This is a genomic window from Halioxenophilus aromaticivorans (assembly GCF_042850945.1).
Taxonomy (GTDB): domain Bacteria; phylum Pseudomonadota; class Gammaproteobacteria; order Pseudomonadales; family Cellvibrionaceae; genus Halioxenophilus; species Halioxenophilus aromaticivorans.
In genome coordinates this window covers 3,398,251-3,417,729 of record NZ_AP031496.1, presented here as the reverse complement: position 1 = coordinate 3,417,729, position 19,479 = coordinate 3,398,251, and the positions used below count along the sequence as shown (strand labels likewise).

The following is a 19,479-nucleotide window of genomic DNA, read 5'->3' as shown; positions in this document are numbered from 1 at the left end:
TTTCTTTAAGTAGGACACCCACCTCAGTGCCCACCTCAGTGCTGAGTTCTTTAAGTAGAGCCCTTCAAGTAGGACATCAACCTCAGCGCTGGACTGTAGATTCCTTGTAAGTTCCGAGCTTATGCATGTGGATTTTGATTCTTAAACAAGACACCCATTTCAGAGCTTGATCGATGGTTCCATAAGCTGTATAAATAAAACTGTATATCCATACAGATAAAATTAATCGGGAATGTATACAATGGCCAAGGCTCGTAAACATCAGGTCTCTTTGGATGTTACTCGTTATTACCACTGCGTATCCAGATGTGTTCGCAGGGCCTTTCTATGCGGTGATGACCACTACACGGGCAAATCCTATGAGCATCGGCGTCAGTGGGTTGAGGATCGGTTGCTACAATTGGCCGATATTTTCACGATTGATATATATGCTTATGCGGTGATGAGTAATCACCTACACGTGGTGCTGAATGTAGACTCTGAGAAAGCCAAAAACCTGTCTAACCGTGAAGTTTGTGAGAGATGGCACCAGCTGTTTAAGGGGACATTGTTAACTCATCGATATTTAAATAACGAAGCCTTAACAAAACCACAGTTAGCTGTGGTGGAAGACAAGCTAGATCTGTGGCGTAAACGGTTACATGATATCAGTTGGTTTATGCGAGCGCTCAACGAACCTATCGCTAGACAAGCCAATGCCGAAGATAAATGTACGGGCCGTTTCTGGGAAGGCAGGTTCACATCCCAAGCATTATTAGATGAAAAAGCGCTCATCGCCTGTATGACCTACGTAGATCTCAACCCTATCAGAGCAAAGATCGCTGACAGCCCAGAAACTTCAGATCACACCTCACTGCAACGGCGCATTCACGCTATTCAGAAACAGCAATCCCAACCTGCTTCGCTAGCTCCCTTTATAGGGAGTTCTTCACAAACAAACGCGGGCGAAGAGGGCGTTCCATTTGAATTAAAAGACTATCTGACGCTAGTGGATTGGACCGGTAGGGCGATTCTATCCGATAAACGCGGCTTAATAAAAAATGATCTACCGCCGATTTTAAGCCGGCTGGGTATTTCACATGATCTATGGCTGCAACTTGCTAATAATTTTGGTAAAAATACCAGTGGCCTGACGGGATCACCCGAAAAGGCAAAAGTAGCGGCTGAGTTACTCGGTTATCAAAGAGTGCCTAGAGTAGGTCAGAATAGGCAATACTTCTCGTAAATCAAAAAATCTCTGTTTGGAGATATCTAATCTAGTGTTGGAAAAACACGTCTGTCTATAAATCTTCCAATTGGCGTTTTTCAGTCTTGACCGGGCCGGTTTTCAAATTTGTTTGTGGATTTTGATTTATAAATGTAATTCTTAGAGTGGCAAGGTAGCTTTTGGCTCAGCTTGTTCGGTAAATTCTCTGTTGATTAACGTGGGTGTCTTATTATTTGGTGATTAACGTGGGTGTCTTATTATTTGGTGATTAACGTGGGTGTCTTATTATTTGATGTCTTATTATTTGATGGCTTGTTCGATAAATTCTTTGTTGATTACCGTGGGTGTCTTATTTGTTTAGTTTAATAAAAAATGATCTACCGCCGATATTAAGCCGGCTGGGTATTTCCCGTGATCTGTGGCTGCAACTTGCGAACAATTTTGGTAAAAACACCGGCGGCCTGACGGGATCGCCCAAAAGGGCAAAAGTAGCGGCTGAGTTACTCGGTTATCAAAGAGTGCCTAGAGTAGGTCAAAATCGGCAATACTTCTCGTAGATCAAAAAAAGCTCTGTTTGTAAATGTCTAACATAGTGTTGAAAAAACACGTCTGTCTATAAATCTTCCAATTGGCGTTTTTCAGTCTTGACCGGGCCGGTTTTCAAATTTGTTTGTGGATTTTGATTCATAAATGTAATTTTTAGGGTTCTTAAATAAGACACCCACGTCAGTACTTGATCGATGGTTTCTAATTAGTGCCTTTTAGCGTGGGTGTCTAGTTAGTGCCCGCAGCTAGTAAGGGGCGATTTTTGTGTTATTTTTTTCGCGGAATGAGTAACACAAAAAGCGCGGAGTACTGACTGTCGGATGTTACCATTTATTAGGGCATTCATGATCTTGGGCGGGTCCTAGATTCTAGGCTGGTTAGTAAACAGCACATAAATATAGCGCCAGCGAATAGAGCTAATGACACCAAGCCAACTGGTATGGCACCACTAGTATCCTTTGTCTTGTAGAGCACAATAAAATATGCTGCCGGGATTGCTCCTGCGACCGCTCTATAGATACTTAGTATGCTAAAACCTATTTGATGGGTAATTAGGTGTGTCTTATTAAGATTTTCTCGGAGTGAGTATGACGGCATAAACCAATACCTGTTGATTAGCCAAACGATAAAATTAACTATCGTCATTGATGCTAAATAGAGCACAATTGGATCACCAGGATTTAAGTAAACAAGTCCGGCAGCGATACTCGAATCAGGATTATTTGTATGCCATATAACCAAGGGCACCCCTCCAACAAAAAGAGACACAAAAATCTCAGAAAAAATTAGAAATAACAATTAACGCTCCCTATCTCTCTGGGGCACTAACGTCCCGCCTCAGCGGGTGGCGGAGCGTAGCGCCGACATGATGCTGCCTTTGCTTGTATGTGTTTTAAGTATTTCGATTCTCAAGCTCCTTCTTCATCCAGTCTATGTACTGAATGATAGGCTTAGTAAGTATTGCATGTGATCAGTCGTAGTTCATGACTGCACGATTAAGCCAATAAACGGCCTCTTCCTTGTCGATTTCAACGCTCGATTCAGTAGCATCAGTAAAATGCTTCAAAGAATTGCGTATTTCATTGGCATGGACATAAAATCTTTTTAATTCTGGAGCTTCCGGATGCTTCTCTTCAAGCCAGGCCTTGAGTTTATCAACAGAAGTTTCCTTACTTTCTCTCTCCAAAATACCCCTACAAATATCTTCAGCGGCTCCGGCAAGTGTTATTGCACATATATAGTCTTCTTCATCGAAGAATAGAGAAATAGCCTTTTCTAGTTGATGCAAAGCCAAAATATCTTTCGAGTACGTAGTCATGATTCAAACCTAACACCGCGAGTAAGCGAACCCTTTTGTGGAGCGTAGCTTTTGGTCGATAATGCCGAAGGCATGCCCAAAACGGAGCGTGGCAACTGGGGGGCGCTTGACCGCTATGTTAGCTGTGTTCACAAGCGTACACTTTCTTTTGTGATTGCGACCAACAAAGCTTTGAGAACGCCAATTGTTAGTCCGCCGGATTTGGATATAACTATTTCTTTAGCTTTATTCCAGACTGTTTCGTTTCTTGATGCTTCTGAAAATTCGTGCTCCTGCCATGTGAGACTAAAGGGATACGCCCGAATTGCTCTATCCGGTGTTGTTGATGATATTTCATGCTCGCAACGAGTAAGTCCTGCTTGGTCCATCAAAATAAAGTGATACATAACTTCATGAGAATTAAACCCGTCAAATTCAAGCGACTTAACCATCTCGTCATTTGGTTTTTCCTCAAGGTATATGAGGATTTTTCTGACTAAACCCGGATTACGCTTCATGCCAATTCCTTACAGTGATCTTCCCAACCAAAAATAGACACGGCTTTAGACGCACATCTGCGCGTATTCTTGGTTGTAAACATTAGGGCTTTTGTAACCCCGTGCACTGTGTCGGCGATGACTGTTGTAAAAGCACTCTATGTAATCAAAGACACATCTATACGCTTCCTGCTTCGTGGTGACGTCTTCAGCATAAAGCGCATCGATCTTGAATCGTGCAAAGAAGGGTTCCACGGCAGCATTATCTCAGCAATTACCTTTGCGACTTATACTAGGGTGTATGCCTTCATTGAGCAATAGCGCCTGCATTATCCAGGAAGTGATCATATCTCCTCTAATCAGGTGGCCAAATTAACTATGTCACTATATGCTGCGGTTTATTAAGTTTTTGATTCGTTGCCCTTTACTCGACCTGTTGCTATCAAGCATTTATAAATGACAAAGGACTGAACAAACAAAGCTGCAATTGCTGGTAATATTCCCTTTGAAATTAATGAGGTTAACCACATAACAATAAATAGTACGATAGTATTCGCTATAAACCACATATATACATTGCCAACTTTATCAGAGTTACTTCCTCGCCCTGTTACCAAAATAAGATATGGAGCGATAAGGCTCAGACAAAAAATTATTACCATACTCACTCCTAAAACTGAACAGTGTGATAGAACGGATCTAGTGGTCCGTATGTTCACTTTTTATGTGTTTAGATGTTGCTAGACCTAATAAGATATTCGCCACTTGCGTTAACTAAGCCTTTGTTAATTATATTCGTAGCTACGCGCTCAATTTCGGATCGATTATCGTTAAAGGCTTGATCGACTGTTTTTTCGCGATCTGCTCCGAAGTGATCTTCCAAGGCCTCCCGGGATATGAGGCAGCGCGTTCGCGCGCCGTCGATTTTAACTTGAAACTCCATACTGTTTGTAGTTGCATCCCAAGCGTTTTTGCCAGTAAACGTAATATGCTTTCCCATAGCATTCTCCCAGTGATTACACATCACTCCTCAAGCAGAGGAGCATATCAGTGCGTTCTGCCGCGTTGCATTGCTGGATTTTATTATTTGCACCAAATCAATAATTAGTTGATTGGGGTTTGAGTGAAAGTACTCAACAAAGCAAGTCTTTATTTTTTGTTCCGCCGCGAGGTTAGCCTCTAATGAGGCCCAACCAGAATCATCAATTGATGGGGTGGTAATTTGTATAAGCATGTCAGATGAAACCAGCTGTTTTATTACTTCATCCTGAGGTGTAGCTGATCGGTTATGTAAAAGGTCTATGTAGATATCGCACTCTCTAGATATTTCGCCATCTAAAAGCTGTAATAAATTTTTGTTTATCAGTCCATCTCGAATTGTATAGCTTAAAAACACCTTCATTTCCCTAGGCCACCAATTTTTTCTTCTGCGAGCTTTTCAATCTTATCAAGTGATTTGTCTAACGCAAAACCAGCCAGAATGGCAATAAGCGATATGGATAGTGAAATACGTATAAACGAACTTTTATCTGACAAATCGCTTATCGATCCATTTATAGTTAGCTCGGAAAACAGATGCACCAAAGCTAGCACAAATCCAATTAAAACCCCTTTTATTGCATCTGGTATTAATCGTGCCCAAAATTCGTTCCAATTATGAGAATACCTATCTGAAGTTATCCCCCTAAGCATAACACCCATCATCGAACAAATGACAACCATTGTCATTACCGATATTCGACCTGGCGCTAGATTTTCAATTGAAAACAATATTACCCATCCAACTATAAATATCAAAGATAAGCAGAATGTTGTTAAATATGTAATTATTTTCGAAGATGCGAGCTCTGCTTTATTGCTTTTAAAAACTGACGCAATCAGTTTTTCAAGGCTATCTTCAGAGCCATTTCCCCAAGGCTCTCTAATTTGACCTAAAACCCCCTCGTCAATACCCGTTCTTCTATATTCGTCATTGAGTTTTTCCCAGATTTTCCTCGACGTGCCATCGAAGCAAGGAATAGAAATGACAGGTTTATTAAGCAAGCGTGCTGAATTGGCAGCAACCCAAACGCTGTCTTTTCCTCCAATTGTAAGTAGAATATCACTATTAATAATTGCTTTTAAATGCGTTGTCTTCCACCCTCCTGCGCACCTAGAAAAGGTGAATTCTATATTCTCGAATTCTTCTCTTTTTTCGTAAAAAGGTGCGGTGTTATTCTCTTCTTCCGATCTAATAATCTCTACTTTGGTCCTATTGTTATTGTCATTATTAATACCATCGACAATATGGGGATCAGCCGTATGCTGATTTTCCGAACAAACAATGACTTTATAACCACGTTTAGATAATTCATTCCCAATATCTTTGCAGGCAGACTTAAACTCCTCGACTTTTTCACTGCCGGTTTCAATCGAACCAAGTACAGCAATTCGCATTTTTATCTCCTTAAATATCGCCGCACACCTTAATCTAACAATTTAAATATATGACAGTTGACGGCTTCAGCTTTGATATATTCTTGGCTAGGTTGATGTTTCTTAACCTGGAAAATCAAGGCTTTACTAGGCTAGTTAATATGTTATCTATCCCTACTTCCTGTCTCTGACCTACATCCCTAGGTGCGACTTTTTCAACGACAGCTGTCGTCGTTTACCAAATATCAACAACGTAGCGGTTGTTGACTGAAAGTTCAATGCCTTATTGCTTTAGGGTAACAGAGTCATGTTTCCGATAACTGAGTAGAGCCCTCTTGACTCAACTGAGTACGGACTTTCTGATTGCAGAATTTACTTTTTGATAGGTGAGTAAGATGGTGCCCAGGAGAGGGTTCGAGCATGCTCGAACGATAACAACATAGCCGCGCGCAGCGCTAAATTAAGAGCGTTAGCTGGATTAGTCCTCTTGACTCAACGTAGTCCGTAGCAGCAGGCTGAGAATGAGTTTATTCGATAGGGGAGTAAGATGGTGCCCAGGAGAGGACTTGAACCTCCACGGCCGTAAGGCCACTAGCACCTGAAGCTAGCGTGTCTACCAATTTCACCACCTGGGCATGTCGGTGGATTTACATCATCCGAATTGTATCTGTGAGCCGGTAAGCTCGACAGGGCGGCGATAATAGGCGTCTGATAGGTGTTTGTCAACACGTTCGTTTGGGCGCCTGGCCTATGAGGGCTTTAAGGGCAATTGGCTGGTTAGAATTTCAGCTAAGTGATTGAAATATAGTAGGTTTGTTGCTTGTTCGCTTTCGCCCGGCTTGTGTGGCAATGGCTTAGAAAAGGTTGCATTGTATGGCTCGGTAGCCGGAGGGGCTGTAGCCCAGGCGCTTTTTGAACAGCTTGGAGAAGTACATTTGATCGTCGTAGCCGATGGCTTGGGCCACTTCGCCAATGGTTAGCTGGGATTGGCTAAGTAACGAGCAGGCTTTGGCCAGCCGGTATTCGTTGCGCCACATAATGGGGGATACCCCCAGCTTGTCTTTAAAAATGTGAGAGAAGCGGGTGGCGGATAGGTTGCAAACGCTGGCGATGTCATTAACGGATAGGTTCTGCGCCAGGTTGGCCCCAATGTATTGGCAGGCCTGCACCAGTTTTCCGTCTAGGTTGGTTTCGTCGCGGGCCTCCATCAGTGCCAGGCGGAATAGGTCATCCAGTAGCTGCCGTTGTTGGTCTTCGTTGCTGCTGTCGTTTTTGCCCAGGCGGTTTATATCGTCCAGTATGGCATTTACCGCGCTACGAGCCTGTTGGCCGAGCAGCACGTGTTTTAACGCACCGGTATTGGGGATGGCGGAGTTTAATTCGCTAGGTAATTTGTTCAATTGAAACGCAACCCAGCGGTGTGTCCAACGAGGGGTGTTTGGCGATCTGAAATAACTCAACGATTCGCTGGGCGGAATCAGCACCAGGCTGCCGGCAGGGGCTTCTAGTTGGTAATTTTTACCGCAATATACCCCCGTGCCTTCCACAATGTAGTGTAAATCCCACTGAATACTCACTGCGGCTTTGGTTACTGGGGCATCGTTCAGTTCGCCCTGAATCGCCCGTGTAGTACCGCTGTAAATCCAGTTGCAGGGCAGGTAGTTTAATCGGTTTTTGATTTGCTCTTGGGATTGCGCCCTAAACGCCTTTAACTGTTCAAAGGCAACGCTGTGCCCAGAATTTAAGCGAGCAAAATCCACATTCCAGCTTTTTAATAGCGACTCTTTTACCGCATTAATATTGGCATTACCTTGCACCGCATTGGTGTGGTGAATGTAGCGCTCCTCACCCAACGAGCCGCACTCCATTAAGTGCTTGTTGGTACGCCAAAAATCCGATTTCTCTTGATCGGAAAACTCCTCCCATAACAGCCAGCGATAATAAAAGTCGTGGCACAGTTTATTTACATCTCGCTGATTTACGCTCATATCGCTGGCTCAATACCTTGGGTTTACGGTTCCTCGCATCCCTTTGCGTTGGCGGTTTAGCAAAATGCAGCAGGATTCTCCATACAGTGATCGATTATGATCGATTACATTACGCCCACTGATCATAAACCAAAATATTTGGTCATCCAACAGCGCTTTTCGGGTTTGGGCCGGGGCCGTTGGCTTAGATAACAATAAATCACTGTTGTGAGAGCAGTAAGGAATCACCATGCATAAGAAAAACGTAATGGCCGCTTTTGTGAGCGCGCCGGTATTGATGTCAGCCGTTGCACCGCTGGCCGCCCAAGAAAGCTCACTGGTGCTAGAAGAAATCGTGGTAACCGCCCAACGCACCTCCGAAAGCCTGCAAGATGTGCCGGTTAGTATGTTGGCTGTATCCGATGAGGCTTTAGAATCCCGTAACCTCAATGACCTACAGCAGCTTTCTTTAGCCGCGCCGGGCTTGCAAGTGGGCCAAGATAACAGCTTTGCCATGCGTGGCGTGGGCACCTTGGTGTTTGGTAATACCGTGGATTCCAGTGTGGCCTTGGCTGTGGATGATGTTAACTACGGCCGCCCAGCGCTAGGCGGGGCAGCGTTTAATGATATAGAACGGGTAGAGGTGCTCTACGGCCCCCAGGGCTTACTGTTTGGTAAAAATGCCTCCGCCGGTTTATTAAATGTGATTACCACCCGGCCACAGTTTGACGAATTCAGCGGCGAGGTGAGCGCCGAGCTGGCGTTAAGAGATACCACCCCCAAGGATGCCACTGGCCTACTCACCAAAGCCACGTTAAACGCACCGGTAGGTGATAACGCAGCGCTACGATTTAACGCACTCTATTCAGACCAAGAGCCCGTGGCGGCCATGATTGGCGGTGGCGGCAGCGCTGATGAAAATGCCGAGCAATACGCGTTAAAAGCCAAGTACCTGCACGAGCTTAGCGATTCCTTAGAGTTGTATGTTATTGCCGATGTGAGCTCAGAGGCCGGTATTGCCGGCATTTTTGACCGCACACTGCGCCAGGTAGGTGAGGGCAGCCCAGCCAATGAGGTGTTAGCTGCCGACGGCATTACGGCTGGCGATGACAACCTAGAGTTTGCGGCCGACGGCGATTATTACCGCGATTTAGACACCGGCGGTTTGCAGGCCAGTTTAAGCTACAGTTTTGATAACGGCTTTGATCTGTTCAGCGTTACCTCTTGGCGGTACTTCGATTTAGAGCAGCAAATCGATACCGATTACCTATCCATTGATGGGCTAAGCCGTAATGCCAGCGACACCCACTACGATCAATACTCCCAAGAGTTGCGCTTGGCGTTGCCCAACGATAACCGCCTTAACGGGCAGGTGGGTGTGTTTTATTTTTACTCTGAGGTAGATACCTACGGAGAACTGGCCGGCAGCTCCGCTATCCCTGGGTTTGTATTGGCTGGTTTTCCCTTTTGTGTCGGTTCGCCAGACGCCACCGATGCCCTGTGTGCGGCCACTGGCACGGCCAATAGTTCTTTTTTAGGTTCCGATAATCAGTCGTCCTTAACCACTGAAAGTATGGCGCTATTTGGCCAATTTAATTACGAGCTAAGCGATAGCCTCAGTTTGATTGCCGGTGCACGAGTCACCCAAGACGATGTGGATATCGACTTAACCTCCGGCACAGGAGCGGATGGCTATTTTGTCAATATCGGCGGTGCTACGGGGCAGTTTTCTGAGTCGCAAAGCAATACCAATGTGAGTTGGAAATTGGGCACTCAATTTTATATTGCCGAAGATGTTATGGCCTATGCTTCTGTGAGTACCGGCTATAAAGCGCCCGGCTTTAACGATTCTGCTGCCAGTGAATTAACGCCCCTAGCGGTGGCCGAAGAGACATCCACTAACCTAGAGGCTGGCATTAAAAGTACCGTGTTGGGTGGTCGGGTTAATTTGAATGCGTCTGTGTTTAGGCAGGAGTTCGAAGATTACCAAGTGCAGTCCTTCGATACCGGTGCCCAAACGTTTATTACCCAAAATGCAGCAGAAGTGACCACACAGGGTTTGGAGTTAAACGTTAAAGCACTGTTGGCTGAGAATGTAACCTTAACCAATGCAACCACATTATTAGATTCCACCTTTGACGATTTCCCTGGCACGCAATGTTACCCCGGCCAAGCGGATTGCTCCGCCGAGGGTACGTTTAACGCTGCGGGGCGAACTCTGCCGTTAGCCGCAGAGGTGACCTCCACTACGCAGATCATGGTTGATTTTGACTTAAACGATAGCGTTAGCGGCTATGTAGAATCCAGTTGGTATTATCGCTCAGCCATTAACTTTAAGGTTAATGAAGCCCCGGGTACTGAGCTGGATGCCATCAATGTTATTGGTTTTAGCCTGGGCTTGCGCAGCACAGATGGCTGGTCTGTCTCTCTATTCTGTAAAAACTGCACCGATGAAAAAGTGCCTACGTTTATTGACTTCTATGCCGGCGATGCACTGGAGGGGATTGCTACTTATGTTCAAGCCTGGGGCTTTAACTCGGTAAGAACCCTGGGGCTCAATATTGGCTATGAGTTTTAAGGCGTGTTAGTTTTACGGTAGCTCTAGTGTAGGCGTCAGTTTTGGCGCCTTTTTAATAGGAACCTCTGATTAACCTCGGTTGTTTCTGCGCGAGTCCTCAAAGCTCAGCTGGCAAGACGATTTTCGCAGTTAATGTCAGTCGTCCTTAACAAGAAAATCAACACAGTCTGACGGGCTTTGAGGCCGCGCCTTTATGCCCTTTGGGTACTAGGGGCCTCCAGAGCTTCCCGATATCTTCGTTGGTGTTTTTTGACGTACGGCCAGTATGCCTGCAAAACACCGTCTCGATCTCGAAAAGCTCTGAAGGCCAGAAATCATCCGAGGTTAGTCACAGTTTCCTAAAAAAAACCTAAAACAGAAAGAACAATCACAGTGAAAAAAATTGCAATTTTTAGCTCGGTATTAGTGGCATCAGCGTTAACGCAAATGGGGTGCAGTAAAAATACCGCTTTATCGTCGCAGCCCAGCGGTTGTGAAAACCAGCCTAGTATTGGTTCTCGTACTGTTCCTATTTTAGAGCAGGGCGGGTGCCGGTTCCGCGATTTAAACAGCAACGGTACGTTGGACACCTACGAAGATTGGCGATTACCTGTGCAAAACCGTGCAGCGGATTTAGTGCAGCGCATGTCGCTTGAAGAAAAGGCCGGTTTACTGTTGCACGCCAATGCCTATAACAATACAGAGTTTCCTCTGCCGGCCACGGGCTACAACACCCAGCAAGTAGGCGGAGCTATTCAAATCCAGCATGTGCGCTATTTTGTCAGTCGTTTGGCGTTGCCGCCGGCCGAGTTGGCAGCGGCCAATAACGAGTTGCAAGCCATCGCTGAAAAAACTCGGCTGGGCATACCTTTGGTGATCAGTTCAGACGCTCGCCACCATTTCCAAGAAACTGCAGGTGCCAGTGTAAAAGCGGCCGGCTTTACCCAATTCCCAGAGCCATTGGGCTTTGCTGCATTGAACGCCACCGAGTCTACCCTGGCTTTTGCGGATGTTGTGCGGCAGGAGTACCGCGCGGTGGGGATAACCCAGTCTTTAGCGCCGCAAGCGGATTTGGCTACGGAGCCCCGTTGGCCAAGAATTAACGGTACCTTTGGCGACCAAGCCGATATCGCCCAAGCCATGGTGGGCGCCTACGTGGACGGTGTTCAAAATGGCCGTTTTGGTCTAGGTGCGGATAGCGTTGCCGCTGTTGTAAAACATTGGGTGGGTTACGGTGCTGCCAAAGATGGGCTTGATGCACACAATTACTATGGCCGCTTTGCCGCGCTAACCACAGCGCAATTGGATAATCACATAAAGCCATTCTTAACGGCGTTTGCCAATAACGTAGCCGGTGTTATGCCAGCCTATTCGATATTTGAAGGTCTGGAAGTGGCTGGTGAAGCCGTACCCGCTGTGGCCGCAGGTTACAGCAAGCCCTTGTTAGATCTACTGCCCCAGCACCAGTTTGAAGGCGTGGTGCTGTCAGATTGGGCAATTACCAACGATTGTGAAGATATTTGTAAGCACGGTTTCCCCGAGGGGCAGCGGCCTACTTTTGAGGGTATCTCAACGGCTTGGGGCGTTGAGGATTTATCGGCGCCGGAGCGCTTTGCATTGGCGCTAGAGGCGGGCATAGACCAATTTGGCGGCGTCAACGATGTCGGAGATTTATTGGTCGCAGTAAGCGAGGGTTTAGTGGATGAAGCCCGCTTGGACCGCTCGGCCACAAAAGTTATTCAGCAAACCATGAGCCTAGGTTTGTTTGAAAACCCGTTTGTGGATGAAACCGCAGCCGTCCAAACGGTTGGTTTGCAAGCCAGTAAAAAGCTCGCCGAGCAGTTGCAGGCTCAATCCTCCGTGCTGTTACAAAATAATGCCGAGCTTTTACCCTTAAATACAGCCGATGGCGTAAAGCTGTTTGTTATTGGAGAAATCCAAGCAGAGGTGTTTGAGAAAGCCGGCTTTAGATTGGTAAGTAACGCAGCTGATGCGGATGTTGTTCTGGCTAAGCTCAATGCTCCCTACGAAACCTTATACCCCAATTATTTCTTTGGTTCTGTGCAACACGACGGCAGCTTGGCTTTTGACGAGGAGTCTTTGGCGGTACTGCGCGAGCTTCCTCCCAGTACCTCTGTGATCACCAGTATTTATTTGGACCGCCCGGCAATACTCACGCCTTTGCTGCCACTCAGCACCAGTGTGATCGCCAATTTTGGCTTGTCGGATGAGTCTTTGGTTGCGCTATTGTTGGGGCAAGAAAAGGCCGCAGGCCGGTTGCCCTTTGAACTGCCGCGCTCCATGCAAGCAGTGGAGCAGCAGGCATCAGACACGCCCAGTGATTCCGAATCGCCATTATTTGAGGTGGGCTTTAGTTTGCCTTACTAGTGCAGAGCGAAGCTGGCTATTGCTGCTATTTAAATTTGAGCTTTTGCTGTGAGTGAATACCTATTGGCAATTAGCGATCTGCCACGGCAGATTTATGGTTGCCAATCAGCACTGTCCATTCGTCTTCAATGGCCTGACGCAGGCGGGTTTTGCGCGGGTTATTGGTGAACAGCTTGGCTTGCACGGCCTGGCTTGGGTAGATGGCTTGGTTTTGCGTGATGGCCTCGTCGATCATATAGCGAGACGAGGGTATGGCGTTGGGGTTAGCAAGGTAATTGGTGTTCGCCGCTGCCACATCTGGCCGCATTAAAAAATTAATAAATTCGTGCGCCTCGCTCACATTCTCGGCCAGCTCCGGAATGGCCAGCATATCGACCCTTTGTACGGTACCCTCTTTGGGAATGCTGTAGCTGATGGTTACGCCAGGCCGGCCAGCTTTGGCATGGGCCATCGCCTGATAAATATCTTCACTCCAGCCCAGGGCCACGCAAATTTCGCCGTTGGCTAGGCGTTCGGCATAATCCGTGGAATCAAAATAGTTGATGTGCTTGGTTAACCCAGCCAATAGCTGTTCCGTTGCCTGGCGATAGTCGCTAGTGGCGGTGGAATTGGGGTTTTTACCCAAGTAATTTAAGGCGATGGCGTATAGCTCGGTGGGTTCATCAATCACCGACACGCCACATTGCGCTAGCTTGGCTAGGTTTTTAGGCTTGAACAACAAATCCCAGGAGTCGGTGGGAGCATCATCGCCCAAAACCTCGGCTACTAAATCGAGGTTGTAGCCTATGCCAGTGGTGCCCCACATATAGGGCACACCGTGAGCATTTTGAATATCCATCTTGGCAGCTTTACGAAGGATTAGGCGGTCTAGGTTGCCGTAGTTGGTGAGCAAACTTTGATCCAACCGTTTAAAAAAGCCATAGCGAATCTGCTTGGCCATAAAATCCAGGGAAGGCACCACTATGTCGTAGCCTTGGCCGCCGGCAACAATGGCTGCTTCTACCTCGGCGCTGCTGGCGTAGGTGTCGTACACCACATCGATGCCAGTTTCCTGCTCAAACTTGCGCAGCACTCGCTTATCCATGTAATCCGCCCAGTTGTACACTTTCAGCTGCCGCTGCTCGGCGGCATTGCTCGCGCTGCTGACCAGTGCCAACAACAGCAAAAGTGAGAGTATTACGGGGGTGTACACTTGGTTGACTCCTACCATCTAATTGCGCAGTTATCATTTGTTTTACTGGGAGCGTGATTGACGCACATTTGGCACCTAGTTTCCCGCTTTGGTGCCTAAATTAGCAATTATTCATGTAATGTTTTTTAAAAATGTGAAATAGCTCGCTAAATCGCAAAGGCATAACAGCGTCTATCGATGGGCATTAACGAGACACTATTTAGCCAGGGCTTGGGGTTGTAAAGGCAGATTTGTGCCAAACATGAATAAAAACAGCAATGCCTGCATATAAGGCACATATAAGGCATATAAACGGCAGTAAACCAAGCCAAACTGATTTACTATGTCATTACAACGTCTAAATACAGGGGTTCCGGGGAGGAGCCTCCGGTAAGACTCAATAAAGGAAGGCTACTTTGCCCAGAAAAAAGGCTAAACCTGCTCCGGCAGACAGCACCCAACAGTCAGACCCGCACGCCGCCCGCGAGGCGCGCAATTACAAAAAACCCGTTCCCAGCCGCGAGTACATGCTCGATATCATTCAGAACCACTCCGGCCCTGTAACCCACGAGCAAATGTGCGAGATTCTTGATGTTACCGATGAAGACGGCATAGAAGGGGTTCGTCGGCGTTTAATCGCCATGAGTCGTGATGGCCAAATTTTAAGCAATCGCCGTGGTGCGTTTGGTGCCATCGATAAAATGAACCTGGTTCGCGGCCGTGTGCAAGGCCACAAGGATGGCTTTGGATTTGTCCTTGATCCCGCCAGCGATGACGATGACGTGTATTTATCCAACCGCCAAATGCGGCAAGTATTTCATGGCGACGACGTGGTGGTTCGAGTCAATCGGCGCGATCACCGTGGCCGCCGAGAGGGCACCATCGTTGAAGTATTGCAACACAATACGCAGCAGTTGGTGGGCCGCTTGTTCAGTGAATCTGGCATCCATTTTGTGCGCCCGGATAACCCCCGTTTGACCCACGACGTGATGGTCACCAAAGATAAGCTAATGGACGCCAAACGGGGCGATTATGTGGTGGTTAGCATTGGCCAGCAGCCCGATCGTCGCAATTTGCCCGCCGGCGAAATTTCCGAGGTACTGGGCGAGCATTTGGCGCCCGGTATGGAAATTGATGTGGCCATTCGCAGCCACGACATCCCCAATGTATGGCCATCGGCGGTCACCGCAGAGGCCGAGTCCCTGCCAGATCAGGTGGATGATTTGGACAAGCGCAAGCGGGTGGATTTACGCAAGCTGCCGTTTGTAACCATTGATGGCGAAGATGCCAGGGACTTCGACGACGCAGTCTATGCCGAGACTAAAAAAAACGGCGGTTGGCGCTTGTACGTGGCCATTGCTGATGTATCCCATTACGTGGCGCCGGGCTCGGCGCTGGACGAAGAAGCCATCACCCGTGGCAACTCTGTGTATTTCCCAGATTTTGTCGTGCCCATGCTGCCGGAGGCTTTATCCAACGGTTTGTGCTCACTTAACCCCAATGTTGATCGATTGGTAATGGTGTGCGAGATGACCGTCAGCGCCGCTGGCAAGGTAAGTGGTTACAAGTTTTATGAAGGAGTGATCCATTCCCACGAGCGCCTGACCTACACCAAGGTTGGCCAAATGATTGATGAGCGCAGCAACCCAAACAGTGGTATTCGCAAGCAATACAATCACGTGTTAGGCCCTATAGATACGCTGCATGATCTCTATCAAGCACTGCGCAGCGAACGCAGCCAGCGTGGCGCCATCGATTTTGAGACGGTGGAAACCCGTATCCTGTTTGACGCCAACCGCAAAATTGACCGCATCGTGCCAGTGCACCGTAATGATGCTCACAAATTAATTGAAGAATGCATGCTGTGCGCCAACGTATGCGCCGCCAGATTGCTGGATAAAGCCACGCTGGAGGCCCTGTACCGAGTGCACGAAGGCCCCAGCGGCGACAAGCTAGAAAACCTGCAAACTTTCTTGGGGGAGTTGGGCTTGTCTATGCGTGGTAAAGGTAAGCCAACCCCGGCTGCCTACCAAGCGGTGCTGCAAATGATAAAAGACCGGCCGGATGCCAATCTCATCCAAACCGTGATGCTGCGCAGTATGTCCCAGGCCAAGTACCAGCCCGATAACCAGGGGCATTTTGGTTTGTCCTACAGTGCGTACACCCACTTTACCTCGCCCATCCGTCGCTATCCGGACTTACTAGTGCACCGTGCCATTCGCTATCTATTGCGTGCCGGCACCGATGGTGAAGAGTTGGTGGCCAAAGTCGCTAATAATCTGCAGCCTATCAAAGGGGCACGTAAGCTTAAGCGCGAGCAAATCTACCCCTACGACATGAATGCCATTTTGCAGTTGGGTGAGCAGTGTTCTCTAACTGAGCGACGCGCCGATGACGCTACCCGCGAAGTGGTCAGTTGGCTTAAGTGTGAATATCTGCGCGACCGTGTGGGCGAAGTCTTCGAAGGCGTGGTAAGTGCAGTCACCAATTTTGGCTTATTTGTTGAGTTAAAGGATCTCTACGTTGAGGGGCTGGTGCACGTCACAGCCTTGCCCGGCGACTACTATCGTTACGACCAAGCCCAACATCGGTTGGTGGGCGAACGCACCCGCCAGGTTTTTCGCTTGGGCGATCAGGTGACCGTGGCTGTGGCCAGCGTGAATTTGGATGAGCGTAAAATCGACTTTGAATTGCGTGAATCCAAACCCAAAAAAGTGCGGGTAAGTGCCAAAGCCAAACTAATGGCGGAATTACACGACCAGGAGCGAGCCAGAAATGGCGGTGGTAAAGCCACGCCTCGTAAACGCGCGGCGACACCGGCAAAAACCAGTAAAAAACCGGTTAAAAAAGCCGCTACGGATAATAACCCGTTAGATAGCAGAGAGCTGAGAAAAGCCATTAGCCGGGAAGCGGCCCTAGCCAAAGCTGACAACGGCGACAGTAGAGGGGCAAAGAAAAAGCCCGCAGCCAAAAAAACACCGGCGAGCAGAAAGGCCAAGGCGAGTGCTAAGCCCAAGACGAGCGCAAAGCCCAAGGCTAAAAAAGCGCCGGCACGTTCTAAAGCAAAACCCAGTAAAAAACGGTAACCATGGCAAAACAAGAAACCATCTTCGGCCTGCATTCGGTATTGGCCTTATTGAAATCTGCTCCGCAACGAGTTGTAGAGCTGCGAGTGTTAAAAGATCGGCAGGATAAACGCCTGCAACAGGTGTTAAAGCTGGCCCAGGCCGAGCAAATTAGGATACAGATGCAAAGCCGTGCCAGCTTAGATAAGTTGGTTGAGGGCAACCATCAAGGCGTTGTGGCGATAGCGACGCCCGGCCAAAGTTTTACCGAGGATGCGCTTTACGCCATGGTGGAGAGTTCCACGGCACCGGCGTTAATATTGGTGCTGGATGGCGTCACCGATCCCCACAACCTTGGCGCCTGCATTCGTAGCGCCGAGGCCGCCGGTGCCCTGGCCGTGGTGGCGCCCAAGGACAATTCCGCCAGCCTTAATTCCACCGCCCGTAAAATCGCCAGCGGTGCAGCCGATGTGGTGCCTTACATCACAGTGACTAATTTGTCGCGCACCTTAAAACAGCTGCAAGAGCTGGGCGTTTGGGTGTACGGCGCCGCCGGTGAAGCAGAGCAAGCCCTGTACGAATGTGATCTAAAAGGCCCGGTGGCCCTGGTGATGGGGGCTGAGGGTTCCGGCTTGCGCAGGCTAACCCGAGAGAACTGCGATTACCTTGCCAAACTGCCCATGGCTGGCTCCGTTTCCAGCTTGAACGTGTCGGTGGCGGCCGGTGTATTTTTGTTTGAAGCGGTACGCCAGCGGTCTTAAGTACTGAACACCCCTCCTGCCAGATAGGACTTAATATTCCTACCGGTCTTTGTGGTTAGCTTGAGCCTAGGTGTCATAGTCAATTTGCACGTAAATAAGCTTCCTAGGTGCTAGAATCAACTGCGGCGGAGAATGTTGCTGTCCATAGTGAACTGTCCTTGGGAAGCGACAGTAATTAGGTGTCAATTGAACCTGGTTTTACGCCAGAGAGCTTGCTAATTAGTCACAGACGCAATACCCATCAAAATAACAAAACAATGCAACCATTTGATCTAGAGCTGCGTCTAGTACTCGGCGATTGTTATGGAAGCAGGTTAGTAGCCGACTAGTTTGATGAATACACTAATTAAGAAGCCTCTATTGTGGGGAGCTTTGCCATTCTTGTCTGGTTTTGACGAGCGATGGGTATATACAAGGGATACGAAAATATGAAGGCGATGTTGGTTTCAGTTGCATTACCGGTGCTTATTCTTGCCGGCAGTGTCGCTGGATTCGTTGCAGTAAATGCAGTTGCTAAGCAAGAATCACAAACTGTTGAATACGACGGCAGACCCAATGTACGAATTGAGCCTGCGAAACAGCAAGATTATCAAGTTATTATCTCACAGTTTGCGTCCGTGCAGCCGGTCGAGATAACGCCACTTGCGGCTCAGGTCTCGGGTGAAGTCACCCATTGGCACCCCAATTTTATTGAAGGTGGGCGTGTTAAAAAAGGTGACCTGTTATTCTCAGTGGAGAAAGACGCCTACGAATCGGCCTATTTGCAGGCAGAGGCAAGCCTCAACCAGGCAAAAGCGAGCTTGATAGAAGAGCAGGCTCAGGCAGATGTATCAGCGGATGAGGCACGCCGTAATCCCAATAAGAAATATACCGATCTGTTTCTACGTAAGCCTCAGGTAATGAGCGCTAAGGCCAGTGTCAAATCGGCCGAGGCCGCTTTGAGAATCGCTAAACGAGATTTGGAAAACTGCGACGTCTATGCGCCGTTTGATGCTCTGGTGGTTGAATCCAATATTGGCGTTGGTCAGTATTTGAGCATCGGTTCTACGGTGGCCACGCTGTATAGCATTGAGCGTGCGAAAATTGTTGTGCCCATTCCTGGGTTTGATAGCCAATTCTTGCCGGACGATCTCGCAGGTACACAAGTTACTGTTGCTGGCGACTCACTCCAGGGCGGTGTTCGCAAGGGCAAAATTTTGCACGATCTGGGCACCATCGATGAGGAAACCAGAATGACTCGCGTTTTGGTGGAGGTAGAAGATCCCTACGCACTCCAAACCGATGCGCGCCCGTTGCGCTTTGGCAGCTATGTCGAAGTCAGCTTTGCCGGTAAAACTTTCCACAACATCGTTAAGATGCCGCAACAACTTGTTATCAACAGAACGGTTTGGGTTGTAAATGATCAGTCCGAGTTGGAGTCGCGACCAGTGCAAATTTTACGGGAAGAAGGTGGCAGCTTTCTAATTAACGATGGTCTCACGCCCAGTGATAATGTCATCACCACTTTGCCAGAATACCCCCAGGCTGGGATGAAAGTTAAAGTAATTAATGATCAGCATCAGGGTATTTCTGCCAACACTAATGATAAAACGGTAACACGCTGAGGCA

The 19,479-nt window shown here is 48.0% G+C and carries 14 protein-coding genes and 1 tRNA gene; 6 read left to right on the top strand and 9 right to left on the bottom strand.

Features of this window, described 5'->3' with window-relative positions; translation table 11 throughout:
- Nucleotides 1-241 precede the first annotated feature (241 nt).
- Entirely contained in the window at nt 242-1,225 is a 984-nt protein-coding gene (locus ACGHM3_RS14755; RefSeq protein WP_345422673.1) for a transposase, read from the top strand.
- 1,498 nt (nt 1,226-2,723) lie between these two features.
- Here ACGHM3_RS14755 and ACGHM3_RS14750 read toward each other — a convergent pair.
- From ACGHM3_RS14750 to ACGHM3_RS14715, 8 genes are all read right to left on the bottom strand, one after another.
- Nucleotides 2,724-3,071, bottom strand: coding sequence for a hypothetical protein (locus ACGHM3_RS14750; RefSeq protein ID WP_345422670.1), 348 nt, complete (start codon nt 3,069-3,071; stop codon nt 2,724-2,726).
- Nucleotides 3,072-3,199: 128 nt separating this feature from the next.
- A complete protein-coding gene (locus ACGHM3_RS14745) occupies nt 3,200-3,568 on the bottom strand; it encodes a DUF2513 domain-containing protein (RefSeq protein WP_345422666.1) in 369 nt (122 codons plus the stop codon).
- A 45-nt stretch (nt 3,569-3,613) separates the two neighbouring features.
- Nucleotides 3,614-3,802 (bottom strand): IS3 family transposase, encoded by a 189-nt coding sequence (locus ACGHM3_RS14740; RefSeq protein ID WP_390517147.1) that lies wholly within the window; start codon nt 3,800-3,802, stop codon nt 3,614-3,616.
- Nucleotides 3,803-4,277: 475 nt separating this feature from the next.
- Nucleotides 4,278-4,547, bottom strand: coding sequence for a DUF1488 domain-containing protein (locus tag ACGHM3_RS14735; protein WP_345422663.1), 270 nt, complete (start codon nt 4,545-4,547; stop codon nt 4,278-4,280).
- 30 nt (nt 4,548-4,577) lie between these two features.
- The gene (locus ACGHM3_RS14730) at nt 4,578-4,949 is read right to left on the bottom strand and encodes a hypothetical protein (protein WP_345422660.1); all 372 of its coding nucleotides are present in this window, start codon (nt 4,947-4,949) and stop codon (nt 4,578-4,580) included.
- Nucleotides 4,946-5,983, bottom strand: coding sequence for a hypothetical protein (locus tag ACGHM3_RS14725; RefSeq protein ID WP_345422657.1), 1,038 nt, complete (start codon nt 5,981-5,983; stop codon nt 4,946-4,948). The genes ACGHM3_RS14730 and ACGHM3_RS14725 overlap by 4 nt, the downstream gene beginning before the upstream one ends.
- A gap of 527 nt (nt 5,984-6,510) precedes the next feature.
- A tRNA-Leu gene (locus ACGHM3_RS14720) sits at nt 6,511-6,597 on the bottom strand.
- A gap of 219 nt (nt 6,598-6,816) precedes the next feature.
- Nucleotides 6,817-7,950 carry a helix-turn-helix domain-containing protein gene (locus ACGHM3_RS14715; RefSeq protein WP_345422654.1) on the bottom strand — a complete coding sequence of 378 codons (1,134 nt, stop codon included), beginning with the start codon at nt 7,948-7,950 and terminating at the stop codon, nt 6,817-6,819.
- Between the two features lie 229 nt (nt 7,951-8,179).
- Here ACGHM3_RS14715 and ACGHM3_RS14710 point away from each other — a divergent pair, with 229 nt between their 5' ends.
- On the top strand, nt 8,180-10,507 hold the full coding sequence (locus ACGHM3_RS14710; RefSeq protein WP_345422651.1) for a TonB-dependent receptor: 2,328 nt from the start codon (nt 8,180-8,182) through the stop codon (nt 10,505-10,507).
- A 372-nt stretch (nt 10,508-10,879) separates the two neighbouring features.
- Nucleotides 10,880-12,874 carry a glycoside hydrolase family 3 N-terminal domain-containing protein gene (locus tag ACGHM3_RS14705; protein ID WP_345422648.1) on the top strand — a complete coding sequence of 665 codons (1,995 nt, stop codon included), beginning with the start codon at nt 10,880-10,882 and terminating at the stop codon, nt 12,872-12,874.
- A 70-nt stretch (nt 12,875-12,944) separates the two neighbouring features.
- Here the strand turns inward: ACGHM3_RS14705 and ACGHM3_RS14700 are convergent, their stop codons facing one another.
- Nucleotides 12,945-14,066 carry an extracellular solute-binding protein gene (locus ACGHM3_RS14700; RefSeq protein WP_345422645.1) on the bottom strand — a complete coding sequence of 374 codons (1,122 nt, stop codon included), beginning with the start codon at nt 14,064-14,066 and terminating at the stop codon, nt 12,945-12,947.
- Nucleotides 14,067-14,461: 395 nt separating this feature from the next.
- Between ACGHM3_RS14700 and rnr the strand changes: the two genes are divergently transcribed.
- The 3 genes from rnr (at nt 14,462) to ACGHM3_RS14685 (ending at nt 19,475) form a co-directional block, all read left to right on the top strand.
- A complete protein-coding gene (gene rnr / locus ACGHM3_RS14695; RefSeq protein ID WP_345422641.1) occupies nt 14,462-17,131 on the top strand; it encodes a ribonuclease R in 2,670 nt (889 codons plus the stop codon).
- Between the two features lie 2 nt (nt 17,132-17,133).
- Nucleotides 17,134-17,871, top strand: coding sequence for a 23S rRNA (guanosine(2251)-2'-O)-methyltransferase RlmB (gene rlmB / locus ACGHM3_RS14690; RefSeq protein ID WP_345422638.1), 738 nt, complete (start codon nt 17,134-17,136; stop codon nt 17,869-17,871).
- A gap of 428 nt (nt 17,872-18,299) precedes the next feature.
- Nucleotides 18,300-19,475, top strand: coding sequence for an efflux RND transporter periplasmic adaptor subunit (locus tag ACGHM3_RS14685; protein WP_345422635.1), 1,176 nt, complete (start codon nt 18,300-18,302; stop codon nt 19,473-19,475).
- Nucleotides 19,476-19,479 lie beyond the last annotated feature (4 nt).

Bases quoted from the DNA above. Each gene is read 5' to 3' on its own strand.
- ACGHM3_RS14755 (WP_345422673.1), top strand. From the start codon at position 242: ATGGCCAAGGCTCGTAAACATCAGGTCTCTTTGGATGTTACTCGTTAT.
- ACGHM3_RS14750 (WP_345422670.1), bottom strand. From the start codon at position 3,071: ATGACTACGTACTCGAAAGATATTTTGGCTTTGCATCAACTAGAAAAG.
- ACGHM3_RS14745 (WP_345422666.1), bottom strand. From the start codon at position 3,568: ATGAAGCGTAATCCGGGTTTAGTCAGAAAAATCCTCATATACCTTGAG.
- ACGHM3_RS14735 (WP_345422663.1), bottom strand. From the start codon at position 4,547: ATGGGAAAGCATATTACGTTTACTGGCAAAAACGCTTGGGATGCAACT.
- ACGHM3_RS14730 (WP_345422660.1), bottom strand. From the start codon at position 4,949: ATGAAGGTGTTTTTAAGCTATACAATTCGAGATGGACTGATAAACAAA.
- ACGHM3_RS14725 (WP_345422657.1), bottom strand. From the start codon at position 5,983: ATGCGAATTGCTGTACTTGGTTCGATTGAAACCGGCAGTGAAAAAGTC.
- ACGHM3_RS14715 (WP_345422654.1), bottom strand. From the start codon at position 7,950: ATGAGCGTAAATCAGCGAGATGTAAATAAACTGTGCCACGACTTTTAT.
- ACGHM3_RS14710 (WP_345422651.1), top strand. From the start codon at position 8,180: ATGCATAAGAAAAACGTAATGGCCGCTTTTGTGAGCGCGCCGGTATTG.
- rlmB (WP_345422638.1), top strand. From the start codon at position 17,134: ATGGCAAAACAAGAAACCATCTTCGGCCTGCATTCGGTATTGGCCTTA.
- ACGHM3_RS14685 (WP_345422635.1), top strand. From the start codon at position 18,300: ATGAAGGCGATGTTGGTTTCAGTTGCATTACCGGTGCTTATTCTTGCC.